Origin of the sequence: Nonomuraea sp. LP-02 (assembly GCF_036289125.1) — a bacterium.
In the GTDB taxonomy this organism is placed as follows: domain Bacteria; phylum Actinomycetota; class Actinomycetes; order Streptosporangiales; family Streptosporangiaceae; genus Nonomuraea; species Nonomuraea bangladeshensis.
On sequence record NZ_JAXCLK010000001.1, the window covers coordinates 7,980,202 to 7,992,041 of the forward strand.

Genomic DNA, 11,840 nt, shown 5'->3' on the forward strand with positions numbered 1-11,840 from the left:
AGCCTCACCCTTGACACATGCCGGGTGGGCGCTTCAGCATCGTGAGACGAGACATCCGATGTATAGATGAAGGATGCGGTGTGAAGCTGCTGCGAGTAGGACCTGTCGGACAGGAACGGCCGGTCGTCCTGGACGAGGCCGGTAACCTGCGCGACATCGGAGAGCCCGACATCGACGGTGCTTTCCTCGCCTCCGGAGGAGTGGCGCGCGTCCGTGCCGCGCTCGACCGCGGTGACCTGCCGATCGTGGCCGAGGAGGGCCTGCGGGTGGGCGCACCCGTCGCGCGCCCCGGCAAGATCGTCTGCATCGGCCTGAACTACCGCGACCACGCCGCCGAGTCGGGCGCGGAGCCGCCGGCCGAGCCCGTGGTGTTCATGAAGGCCGCCGACACCATGGTCGGCCCGTACGACGAGGTGCTCGTCCCCCGCAACAGCGTCAAGACCGACTACGAGGTCGAGCTGGCCATCGTCATCGGGAAGCGGGCCCGCTACTTGGAGAGCAGGGAGGAGGCGCTGGAGGTCGTCGCCGGTTACGCCGTGGCGAACGACGTCTCCGAGCGCGAGTTCCAGCTCGAACGCGGCGGCCAGTGGGACAAGGGCAAGTCGTGCGAGACGTTCAACCCGCTCGGGCCCTGGCTGGTGACCGCGGACGAGGTGGGCGACCCGCAGAGCCTGTCGCTGCGCCTCTGGGTCAACGGCGAGCTGCGCCAGGACGGCGACACCAAGAACATGATCTTCGATGTCGCGGAGATCGTGCGCTACCTCAGCCAGTTCATGGTGCTGGAGCCGGGTGACGTGATCAACACCGGCACCCCCGCCGGCGTGGCGATGGGCATGCCGGGGCAGCCGTACCTCAGGGCCGGTGACGTCGTGGAGCTGGAGATCGAGGGTCTCGGGCGGCAGCGGCAGACGGTGGGCCAGGCATGAGGAACAACTACCGGATCGTCGGGATGGAGACGCACGACGTGCGTTTCCCGACCTCGCGCGAGCTCGACGGCTCCGACGCGATGAACCCCGACCCCGACTACTCCGCCGCCTACGTGGTGCTGAGGACCGACGACGGCCACGAGGGCCACGGGTTCGCGTTCACGATCGGGCGCGGCAACGACGTGCAGACCGCCGCGATCAGCGCGCTGGAGCGGTACGTGCTCGGCAAGGACGTCGAGGACCTCGGCGCCCTCTACAAGGAGATGGTCAACGACTCGCAGCTGCGCTGGCTGGGGCCGGAGAAGGGCGTCATGCACATGGCGATCTCCGCCGTGGTCAACGCCCTGTGGGACCTGAAGGCCAGGCGGGCCGGCAAGCCGGTGTGGCGGCTGCTGTCCGAGATGTCCCCCGAGGAGATCGTCGGCCTGGTCGACTTCCGCTACCTCAGCGACGCCCTGACCCCCGACGAGGCCCTGCAGATCCTGCGCAAGGCCGAAGGCGGCAAGGAGGAGCGGATCGCCCGGCTGATCGAGACCGGCTACCCGGCCTACACGACCTCCCCCGGCTGGCTCGGCTACGACGACGAGAAGCTGCGGCGGCTCTGCGAGGAGGCCATCGCGCAGGGGTTCGGGCAGATCAAGCTCAAGGTCGGCGCCGACCTGGAGGACGACAAGCGGCGCTTCAGGGTCGCCCGCGAGGTCTGCGGCCCCGACTTCCCGATCGCCATCGACGCCAACCAGCGCTGGGACGTCGGCTCGGGCATCGAGTGGATCAAGTCGCTGAGCGAGTTCGGCCCGCACTGGGTGGAGGAGCCGACCAGCCCGGACGACGTGCTCGGCCACGCCGCCATCGCCCGCGGCATCGCGCCGATCCCCGTCGCGACCGGCGAGCACGTGCAGAACCGCATCGTCTTCAAGCAGCTCCTGCAGGCCGAGGCCATCTCCTACCTGCAGATCGACGCCGCCCGCGTCGGCGGGGTCAACGAGAACATCGCGATCCTGCTGCTCGCGGCCAAGTTCGGCGTCCCGGTCTGCCCGCACGCCGGCGGCGTCGGCCTGTGCGAGCTGGTGCAGCACCTGTCGATGTTCGACTACGTGGCGGTCACCGGCACGATGGACGGCCGGGTCATCGAGTACGTCGACCACCTGCACGAACACTTCGCCGACCCGGTGGTGATCCGCGACGGCCGCTACCTCGCGCCGTCGCGCCCCGGCTTCAGCGCGCAGATGCACGCGGAGTCGATCGCCGCCCACACCTTCCCCAACGGTTCGGTCTGGAGGGACGCGTGAGCCGGACGAACGCAGCAGGTCTGAGGGCCGTCGTGACCGGCGGCGGCTCCGGCATCGGCCTGGCGGCCGCCACCCTGCTCGCCGAGCGCGGCATGACGGTGGCCTGCCTCGACCTCAACCCGCCGGGCGAGCCGTTCGCCGGCGTCCGGGCGGACGTGACGGACGACGCGAGCGTACGCGCCGCGGTGGCCGAGGCCGCCGAGCGGCTGGGCGGCATCGACGTGCTCGTCAACAACGCCGGCATCGGCGCCCAGGGGACGATCGAGGACAACCCGGACTCCGAATGGCAGCGGGTCTTCGACGTCAACGTGTTCGGCATGGTCCGGGTCGCCCGCGCCGCGCTGCCCTACCTGCGCAGGTCGGAGCACGCCTCGATCGTCAACACCTGCTCGATCGCGGCCACCGCCGGGCTGCCCCAGCGCGCGCTCTACAGCGCGACGAAGGGCGCGGTCCTGTCGCTGACGCTGGCGATGGCCGCGGACCACATCCGCGAGGGCATCCGCGTCAACTGCGTCAACCCGGGCACCGCCGACACCCCGTGGGTCGGCCGGCTGCTCAACGCCGCCCCCGATCCGGAGGCGGAGCGGGTGGCGCTCAACGCCAGACAGCCCATGGGCCGCCTGGTCACGGCGGAGGAGGTCGCCGCGGCGATCGCCTACCTCGCCGGCCCCGAGTCGGGCGCGACCACCGGCACGGCGATCGCGGTCGACGGCGGCATGCAGGGCCTCCGGCTGCGGCCCACCAACTGAAGCGACCAGTCGAACGAAGGAAGGTACCCCCCTATGAAGTGCGGACGGGTGATCGCGGGCGCCGCCCTCTTGGCGGTCGTCACGGCGTGCGGCTCAGGCACCACGACAGAAGGCGCGAGCGGCGGCGGCGGGAAGGTCGGCATCGACCACCCCCGGGCCGACTCCGACTTCTGGAACTCCTACATCAAGTACGTGCCCCAGATGGCGAGCGAGCTCAAGGTGGACCTCATGCCCGCCACGAACTCGCAGAACGACGTGTCCAAGCTGGTCAACAACGTGCAGGCGCTGGTCGGCCAGGGCGCCAAGGCCATCGTCATGGCCCCCCAGGACACCGGCGCGGTGGCCAACACGCTGCAGCAGCTGGAGAACAAGAAGATCCCCGTCGTCTCCGTCGACACCCGGCCGGACAAGGGCAAGGTCTACATGGTCGTACGCGCCGACAACCGCGCGTACGGAACGAAGGCGTGCGAGTTCCTCGGCGAGAAGCTCGGCGGCAAGGGCAAGGTCGTCCAGCTCCAGGGCGCGCTCAGCTCGATCAACGGCCGTGACCGGTCGGAGGCGTTCCTGGAGTGCATGAAGACGAAGTTCCCCGACATCACGGTCTTCAGCGAGCCGACCGAGTGGGAGGGCAGCAAGGCGGCGTCCATGCTGCAGACCCGCTTGGAGCAGAACCCTGACATCAAGGGCATCTACATGCACGCGGGCGGCGTCCACCTGGCGCCGACGCTGCAGGTGCTCAAGCAGAAGGGCCTGCTCGTGCAGCCGGACGACCCCAAGCACATCTTCGTGTTCTCCAACGACGGCATCCCGCAGGAGTACGACGCCATCCGCAAGGGCGAGATCGACGCCACGATGTCGCAGCCGGCCGACCTCTACGCGAAGTACGCGCTCTTCTACGCGAAGGCCGCGCTGGAGGGCAAGACGTTCCAGCCGGGCCCGACCGACCACGACAGCACCATCATCCAGCTCCCCAACGGCCTTGAGGACCAGCTTCCCGCGCCTCTGGTCACCAAGGAGAACGTGGACGACAAGAACCTCTGGGGCAACCAGGTCGGCTGATGAGCATTCACGTCGAAGCCCGCAACGTCGTCAAGCGGTTCGGTCCGACCGTCGCGCTGAACGGCGCGAAGATCGCGATCGCCGAAGGCGAGACGCACGCGCTCCTCGGCAGGAACGGCGCGGGGAAGTCCACCCTCGTGTCGATCCTCACCGGGCTGCAACGGCCGGACGAGGGCGAGGTGCTGTTCTCGGGAGAGCCGGCGCCCGCCCCCGGCGACCGAGCCGCCTGGCGGCAGCGCGTGGCCTGCGTCTACCAGAAGTCCACGATCATCCCGGCGCTCACCGTCGCCGAGAACCTCTTCCTCAACCGGCAGAGCGACGGGCACGGACCCATCAGCTGGCGGACGGTGCGAGGCCGCGCGCGCGAGCTGCTCGACACCTACGAGGTGGACGTCGACGTACAGGCGCTGGCCGGCGATCTCAGCGTCGAGCAGCGCCAGCTCGTGGAGATCGCGAGGGCGCTGTCGTTCGGCGCGCGCTTCATCATCCTCGACGAGCCCACGGCGCGGCTCGACGGGCCGGCCATCGAGCGATTGTTCGCCCGCATGCGCTCGCTGCGCGAGCAGGGCGTCACGATGATGTACATCTCGCACCACCTGGACGAGGTGTACGAGATCTGCCAGAGCGTCACGGTCTTCCGCGACGCCCGGCACATCATGACCCGGCCGGTGGCCGGGCTCCCGCAGGACGAACTGGTGCACGCCATGACCGGTGAGGCCACGTCCGCGTACCACGCCAGGGAGCGCACGCCCGGCGAGCACGTCGTGCTCAGCGGCGAGGGGTTGTCGCTGGCCGGCCGCTACCGGGACGTGGACATCAGCGTCCGCGCCGGCGAGGTGGTCGGCCTCGCCGGGTCGGCGAGCAGCGGCAAGGTCGGCCTGGCCGAGACCCTGGTCGGGCTGCGCGGCGCGGACACGGGCACGGTGGTCGTCAACGGCACCACGGTGAAGCCCGGCGACGTGCCCGCCGCGATGAGGGCGGGGCTCGGGTTCGTGCCCGAGGACCGCCATCACGAGGGGTTCGTCCCGTTGCTGTCGGTGGGGGAGAACGCCACGTTCCCCATCGCCCGCAAGCTGGGCCGCTTCGGCGTCGTGTCCCCGGCGCGCCGCCGGGAGAAGGCCAAGGAGATGATCACCGCCCTGGACATCAAGACCGAGGGCCCCGACCAGCCCGTCGGCGACCTGTCCGGGGGCAACGCGCAGAAGGTCGTGTTCGCGCGGGCGCTCGTGGACGATCCCACGGTGCTGGTCGTCATCAACCCCACCGCCGGCGTCGACGTCAAGGCCAAGCAGGCCCTGCTCGGCGCCGTCGAGGACGCCGCCGAGCGCGGCGCGGGGGCCGTCGTGGTCTCCGACGAGCTCGACGACCTGCGCATCTGCGACCGGGTGCTGGTGATGTTCCACGGGGAGATCGTCAAGGACGTACCGCGTGGCTGGACGGACCACGAGCTCGTGGCCGTGATGGAAGGCATACAAGAGTGACCACTTTGACCGCACCGGCTTCGCGGCTACGGCTGGCCAGGTTCCGCGACCTGACGCTCGTGCCGGTGATCGTGCTCCTGCTCGTCGTGGGCGCGTTCCTGGACCCGACCTTCCTGACGGCGGGCAACCTCACGAACGTCCTCCAGCAGCAGGCGGCGATCTCGCTCCTCGTGCTGGCCGAGGCCATGATCCTGATCGCCGGGAAGTTCGACCTGTCGCTGGAGTCGACGGTCGGCACCGCGCCCGCCATCGCCGTGATGCTGGTGGTCCCGGCCGCGGCGGGCGGGTTCTGGCTCGGGCTGCCCGGCGCGCTGGTGATCCCGCTCGCGCTGCTCGTCGGGGCCGCCATCGGCGCCTTCAACGGGTTCCTGATCATCAGGTTCCAGCTGTCCGCGTTCATCGTGACGCTGGCCATGCTGATCATCGTGCACGGCTTCCTGCAGGGGCCGACCGAGGGCAAGACGTTGTTCCAGCTCCCCGACTCGATCCTCTACCTCGGCAGCGCCCTGTGGCTCGGACTGCCCGCGGCCATCTGGATCGCCGGGCTGCTGTTCGCGGTGGGCATCTTCGGCCTCGGCTACCTGCGGATCGGCCGCTCGCTCTACGCGATCGGCGGCAACATCGACGCCGCCCGCGCCGCCGGCATCCGGGTGGACCGGGTGCTCTACGGCGTGTTCATTCTCGGCGGCGTCCTCGCGGCGCTGGCCGGCATCCTGGAGACCGGCCGCCTCGGCGCGATCGGCAACGGCATGGGCGTCGGCTGGATCTTCATGGTGTTCGCCGCGGCCGTCATCGGCGGCGTCAGCATGGACGGCGGCAAGGGCACCATCCTCGGCGCGCTCACCGGCGTGCTGGTGATCGGCCTGGTGCAGAACATCCTCACGCTGATCGGCGTCTCCGGCTTCTGGCAGCCCGTCATCTACGGCAGCATCATCCTCATCGCCCTGATGATCAGCCGGATCGCGGGCGGGAAGGCACAGGATTGATGGGAGAGATGGGAGAGACCGCGTGATCGAGCTGCCGCGTCACGGCTTCGGCGGCGCGCCCATCGGCAACCTCTTCCAGGCGGTCACCGACGCCGAGGCACGCGCCACGGTGGACGCCGCCTGGGAGAGCGGGGTGCGGCTGTACGACACCGCGCCGCACTACGGCCTCGGCCTGTCCGAGCGCCGGCTCGGCGCGGCGCTCGCCGGGCGTTCGGACTACGTCCTGTCGACCAAGGTCGGACGGTTGCTGGTGCCCGCGCCGGCGCCGTCGGGGCGGGATGACGACATCTTCGACGTCCCGGGCGAGGTGACGCGGAAATGGGACTTCTCGCGCGACGGCGTACGCCGCTCGCTGGAGGACTCCCTCGAACGCCTGGGGCTGCCGGCCGTGCACGTCGCGCTCATCCACGACCCCGACGAGCACGTGGAGCAGGCGCTCGGCGAGGCGTACCCGGCGCTGGCCGAGCTGCGGGCCGAGGGCGTGGTGCGGGCGATCGGGCTCGGCATGAACCAGTGGCAGGTGCCGCTGCGGTTCGTCCAGGAGACCGACATCGACGTGGTCATGCTGGCCGGTCGCTACACGCTGCTCGACCAGTCGGGCCTGCCCCTGCTGGAGGCGTGCGCCGAGCGAGGGGTGAAGGTGCTGGCGGCCGGCGTCTTCAACAGCGGCATCCTGGCCACGTCCCGGCCGGGCGGCACCTTCGACTACCAGCCGGCGCCCGTGCCGCTGGTGGAGCGGGCCACCCGGATCGCCGAGGTGTGCGAGCGGCACGGCGTGAGCCTGCCGCAGGCGGCGATGGCGTTCCCGCTGCGGCATCCGGCGGTCGCCAGCGTCGTCCTGGGGGCGCGTACCCCGGAGGAGGTCACGGCCAACGCGGCCCTGTGGTCGCGGCCGGTGCCGGACGCGCTGTGGGAGGACCTGGAGTCCGAAGGGCTCAGCTGACGAGGGCGTAGCCGGCGATCCACAGCTTGGGGATGACCTCGGTCTCGCCGAGCAGGGTGAAGCCGAGCCCCTCGTACAGCCGGCGGGCGGGCACGTTGTCGCGGCCGGTGGAGACGACGACGCGGCGGCCGTCGGCTCGGGCGAGCACCGCCTCGACCAGCGCCCGGCCGATGCCGCGCCGGGCCATGGACGGGGCCACGACGAGCCGGTCGATGTCGAGCTCGTCCGAGCTCTCGGCCCAGGCCACGGCTCCTGACAGCTCGCCGCCGTCGAAGGCGGCGAGCCACCGCAGGTCATGCGCCCGCAGCTCGGCCAGGCTCTCGTGCAGCGGCGGGATCCGGTCGTCGCCGATGAGCTCCGCCTCGACCGCGTACGCCGCCTTCTGCACCGCCAGCAACTCGCCCCCGAGCGGGTCGTCGTGCGGCGAAACCGTCTTGATGATCACCACCTGAGTATCCCGCACCCCCCGCTCAGGACGGAATGAAGAGCCAGGACGTCGAAGGACCGGGCTCGTACGGCGAGTCCAGCCGCTTGGCCACCACCCCCGGCAGCCCCTGCTCCCTGGCCGCCTGCCGCACCGGCCCCGCCTCGCCGGGCCAGGAAGGCGCGACCTGCCAGCGGGTCCCCGACACCTCCAGCGCCTCCAGCGCAGCCCGGCGCTCGGTGTACGGCCGGTCGAGCAGGGCGTGGCCGTCGTCGTACAGCAGGTCGTAGAGGACCAGGATCTCGGCGCCGCCGAGCGTGGCGACCTCGCCGTCCAGGACGGCGCTCCGGCTGCCGAACGACGCGGCGAGGGCCCGCAGCCAGGGATGGTCGCGGGCGGCGTCCGTCCGGCCGCCGTCGACGGGCACCAGGAGGCGCCGGCCGCCCCAGGCGAACTCGAAGGCGTACGCGGCGGCGTCCCTGGGCGGGCGGGCGCGCTCGGCGGGGAGCATCGGGTCGAGCGCGGGGAACGGGTCGCGTACCGCCTCGTCCATGCGGTGGATCATCCAGTTCTTGCCCCGCGTCCTGAACAGCACGAACCGCCCCGAGGCGCGTGCCCCGCGCAGCACCACCTTGACCTCGCGGTCGGACCACTTCTCCGTCTCGTACGTGCCGGTGTCCCAGACGGTCATGGTGCCGCCGCCGTACTCGCCCTGGGGGATCTCGCCGTGGAAGGTGAGGTACTCCATGGGGTGGTCCTCGGTGTGGACGGCCAGGTGGTTCGTCCGAGGGTCGGCGGGCAGGCCCTTGGGGACGGCCCAGGAGACGAGGACGCCGTCGCGTTCCAGGCGCAGGTCCCAGTGCAGCGACCGGGCGTGGTGCTCCTGGATGACGAAGGCGTGCCCGTCCCCGGCGGCCGGGGGCTCGGGCGGGACGGGTTCGGGGGTGCGGGCGGCGTCGCGCTTGCTGCGATATCGCTCAAGTTTGTCCGGCACGAACCGGCTTCTACCCGCCGCTCCCTCTCTTCATCAACATCAATCCTCCGATGTGTCGGCGATCATTCGAGTTCGAGCGCCCGGCGCAGCCACGCCTCCACGCCGGCCACGTGCACCGTGGCCCAGGACCGGGCGATGTCGGCCTGGCGGGCGGCGATCGCCTCGTAGATCGCGGTGTGCTGCTCGCGGGTCTTCTGCAGCGCGCCCTCCTGGGTGAGGCCGCGCCACACCCGCGCCCGGTTCGTCGGGCCCGACAGGCTCTCGATGAACGAGCACAGCACGCTGTTGCCCGACCCCTGGGCGATGCGCTGGTGGAAGCGCAGGTCGTTGGCCACCAGCTCCTCGATCGTGGGCCGCTCGGGCAGCGACTCCAGGATGACCCGCAGCTCCTCGATCTCGTCGTCCTTCATCTGCTCGGCCGCCATCGCGGTGGCGGCCGGCTCCAGGATGCGCCGGACCTCGAAGAACTGCAGCACCGTGTCGTCGCGGTGCAGGTCGAGCACGAACGACAGGGTGTCGAGGAGCAGGCCGGGCTCCAGGCTGGTGACGTAGGTGCCGTCGCCCTGGCGTACGTCGAGGACGTTGATGAGGGACAGCGCGCGCACGGCCTCCCGCAGCGAGTTGCGCGAGAGGCCGAGCCGTTCGGCCAGGTCGGCCTCCTTCGGCAGCCGGTCGCCCGGGGCGAGCTCCCCCGAGACGATCATTTGCTTGATCTTGTCGATGGCCGCGTCGGTGACCGCCACGCTTCTCCCCCTAGACATCGGATGTCTAGGAGTCTAGGGCCTGGAAGCGGACGAGTTCGACCCCGGGCAGGCGGCGGATCCGGCCGCGGGCCTCAAGGGTCCGCAGGTGAGCCGCCGCCTCTCCGGCGGCCATGCCCCGCAGCATGGGGGGCAGGGTGTCCCACGGTTTGTTCCACGTCATCATCGCGGCGACCTCCCAGATGGTCTGCGGCTCGGGCTGTCCGGCCAGGAGGGCGAGCAGCGAGTCGAGCTTCTCCTCGTGATGGTGACGGATCTCGGCCGCCCGTGCCGCCACATCCGGAAATATCCACTCATGGGCGGGGAGGGCGTCGAGCGTCCCCAGCTCGCCCACCCGCTCCAGCGACTCCAGGAAGTCGCCCAGCGGGTCGACGTCGTGGCGGTCGTACGGATAAATCCCGATATGCGGGGTGATGTCGGGCAGGACGTGGTCGCCGGTGAACAGCCGGTCGGCGTCCTCCAGATGCAGGCAGATGTGCCCCGGGGTGTGGCCGGGCGTGTGGACGGCCCGCAGCTTGCGCCCAGGCAGGTCCACGAGGTCGCCGTCGCGCAGCTCGCGGTCGGGCACCGCGGGCGGGGCCGGCCGCGCGCCCGAGGCCGCCCTGGCCTCGCTGGGATCGGCCCCGGCCCGGAGCAGCATGTCGGACTGGAACGCCGTGTGCTCGTCGCCGGCGAAGTCGTGCATGAGCCGCACCATCGCCGCGTCGTTCTCGTGCATCGCGATCCAGGCGCCGGACGCCTCCCTGACCTGCCCGGCGAGCCCGGCGTGGTCGGGGTGGAAGTGGGTGACGACCACCCCCCGCACCGTGCTCACGTCGATCCCGAGCGTCGCGAGACCGCCGCTCAGCGCCTGCCACGCCTCCGGATGGTTCCAGCCGGCGTCGACCAGCACCGGGCCCTTCGGCGACTCGACGGCGTAGACGAGGGTGTATCCGAGCGGGCTGCCGGGGATCGGCACCGGCACGCTCCACACCCCGCCGCCGAGATCCTGCGGGCGCTGCTCCGCGTACGGCCTGCGTCTGGTCTTCATCCGTCCCCGATTCTTACCTAGTGCTATGGGTGGTACGTGATACAGCTCAATTGATCCGTTCGAGGATCGTCGCGGTGGCGAGCGCGCCGCCCGCGCACATGGTGACGAGGGCGGTCGTCGCGTCGGCGCGTTCCAGCTCGTGCAGCGCCGTGGTGATGAGCCGCGCGCCGGTCGCGCCGACCGGATGGCCGAGGGCGATCGCGCCGCCGTTGACGTTGACCCGGTCCAGGTCGGGCTCGTGCACGCTCGCCCACGACAGCACGACGGAGGCGAACGCCTCGTTCACCTCGAACCGGTCGATGTCGCCGATCGTCATCCCGGCGTCGGCCAGCACCTTGGCGGTCGCGTCCACGGGCCCGTCGAGGTGGTAGTAGGGCTCGGCGCCGACCAGCGCCTGCGCGCGGATGCGGGCCCGGGGGCGCAGGCCGTGCCGCCGCGCCGCCTCCTCGCTCATCACCAGCACCGCGGCCGCGCCGTCGGAGATCTGGGACGAGGTGCCCGCCGTGTGCAGCGCGCCCTCCATCACCGGCTTGAGCTTGGCCAGCCCGTCCACGGTGGTCTCGCGCAGGCCCTGGTCCCTGCGGACGTCGCCGACCGGCACGATCTCGCGCTCGAAGCGGCCGTCGGCCCACGCCTTGGCGGCCAGGTGCTGCGAGCGCGCACCGAACCAGTCGAGCCGCTCGCGGGTGAGCCCGCGCCGGGCGGCGATGCGCTCGGCGGCGGTGAACTGGTCGGGCAGGTCGATATCCCAGTCGTCGGGACGCGGGTTGGCGGGCAGCACGTTGCTGCCGAGCGGCGCGCGGCTCATCACCTCGACGCCGCAGCCGATGCCCACCTCGATCACGCCCGCGCCGATCAGGGCGGCGGCGAGGTGCACGGCCTGCTGCGAGGAGCCGCACTGCGCGTCGACGGTGGTGACGCCGGCCTGGTGCGGCAGCCCGGCGTAGAGCCAGGAGCCCCGGCCGATGTGCCCGCCCTGCTCGCCCGCCTGCGTCACGCAGCCGGCGAACACCTGCTCGACGGCCGCGGGGTCGAGACCCGACCGCTCGATCAGCCCGTTGAGCGCGCTGGCGAGAACCTGTTGCGGTTTGAGCCCGGCGAGCCAGCCGGCCCGCTTGCCGATGGGGGTGCGGACGGCTTCGACGATCACAGGTGTGCTCACAGTCGCCTCCAGAACGATGCTCTGGAGAGACAGTAA

Annotated in this window: 12 protein-coding genes; 7 read left to right on the forward strand and 5 right to left on the reverse strand. The window is 71.1% G+C overall.

Annotation, left to right across the window (positions count from 1 at the left end; translation table 11 throughout):
• Window positions 1–80: 80 nt before the first annotated feature.
• Genes SMD20_RS37495 through SMD20_RS37525 form a run of 7 tightly spaced genes read left to right on the forward strand, consistent with a single transcriptional unit; the run spans window position 81 to window position 7,433 of the window.
• Complete coding sequence (locus tag SMD20_RS37495) at window positions 81–926, forward strand: fumarylacetoacetate hydrolase family protein (RefSeq protein ID WP_329590352.1); 846 nt, start codon at window positions 81–83, stop codon at window positions 924–926.
• Window positions 923–2,215 (forward strand): L-fuconate dehydratase, encoded by a 1,293-nt coding sequence (locus tag SMD20_RS37500; protein ID WP_329590353.1) that lies wholly within the window; start codon window positions 923–925, stop codon window positions 2,213–2,215. The genes SMD20_RS37495 and SMD20_RS37500 overlap by 4 nt, the downstream gene beginning before the upstream one ends.
• Entirely contained in the window at window positions 2,212–2,964 is a 753-nt protein-coding gene (locus SMD20_RS37505) for an SDR family NAD(P)-dependent oxidoreductase (protein ID WP_329590355.1), read from the forward strand. Before SMD20_RS37500 ends, SMD20_RS37505 begins: the two co-directional genes overlap by 4 nt.
• Window positions 2,965–2,997: 33 nt before the next feature.
• A complete protein-coding gene (locus SMD20_RS37510; RefSeq protein WP_329590357.1) occupies window positions 2,998–4,023 on the forward strand; it encodes a sugar ABC transporter substrate-binding protein in 1,026 nt (341 codons plus the stop codon).
• On the forward strand, window positions 4,023–5,504 hold the full coding sequence (locus SMD20_RS37515; RefSeq protein WP_329590358.1) for a sugar ABC transporter ATP-binding protein: 1,482 nt from the start codon (window positions 4,023–4,025) through the stop codon (window positions 5,502–5,504). The genes SMD20_RS37510 and SMD20_RS37515 overlap by 1 nt, the downstream gene beginning before the upstream one ends.
• Window positions 5,501–6,490 (forward strand): ABC transporter permease, encoded by a 990-nt coding sequence (locus tag SMD20_RS37520; protein ID WP_329590360.1) that lies wholly within the window; start codon window positions 5,501–5,503, stop codon window positions 6,488–6,490. The genes SMD20_RS37515 and SMD20_RS37520 overlap by 4 nt, the downstream gene beginning before the upstream one ends.
• Before the next feature lie 22 nt (window positions 6,491–6,512).
• The gene (locus SMD20_RS37525) at window positions 6,513–7,433 is read left to right on the forward strand and encodes an aldo/keto reductase (protein ID WP_329590362.1); all 921 of its coding nucleotides are present in this window, start codon (window positions 6,513–6,515) and stop codon (window positions 7,431–7,433) included.
• Here the strand turns inward: SMD20_RS37525 and SMD20_RS37530 are convergent.
• The 5 genes from SMD20_RS37530 to SMD20_RS37550 all read right to left on the reverse strand — a co-directional run bounded on the left by SMD20_RS37530 (window position 7,426) and on the right by SMD20_RS37550 (window position 11,804).
• Window positions 7,426–7,878 carry a GNAT family N-acetyltransferase gene (locus SMD20_RS37530; protein WP_329590364.1) on the reverse strand — a complete coding sequence of 151 codons (453 nt, stop codon included), beginning with the start codon at window positions 7,876–7,878 and terminating at the stop codon, window positions 7,426–7,428. The genes SMD20_RS37525 and SMD20_RS37530 overlap by 8 nt on opposite strands.
• A 25-nt stretch (window positions 7,879–7,903) precedes the next feature.
• Window positions 7,904–8,851, reverse strand: a complete 948-nt coding sequence (locus SMD20_RS37535) for a DNA polymerase ligase N-terminal domain-containing protein (RefSeq protein ID WP_329590366.1) — start codon at window positions 8,849–8,851, stop codon at window positions 7,904–7,906.
• Window positions 8,852–8,913: 62 nt separating this feature from the next.
• Window positions 8,914–9,612: a FadR/GntR family transcriptional regulator gene (locus SMD20_RS37540; RefSeq protein ID WP_329590368.1), complete on the reverse strand. Its 699-nt coding sequence runs from the start codon at window positions 9,610–9,612 to the stop codon at window positions 8,914–8,916.
• Window positions 9,613–9,619: 7 nt separating this feature from the next.
• A complete protein-coding gene (locus SMD20_RS37545; RefSeq protein ID WP_329590370.1) occupies window positions 9,620–10,642 on the reverse strand; it encodes an MBL fold metallo-hydrolase in 1,023 nt (340 codons plus the stop codon).
• Window positions 10,643–10,688: 46 nt separating this feature from the next.
• Window positions 10,689–11,804: a steroid 3-ketoacyl-CoA thiolase gene (locus tag SMD20_RS37550; protein ID WP_329590372.1), complete on the reverse strand. Its 1,116-nt coding sequence runs from the start codon at window positions 11,802–11,804 to the stop codon at window positions 10,689–10,691.
• Window positions 11,805–11,840: the final 36 nt, after the last annotated feature.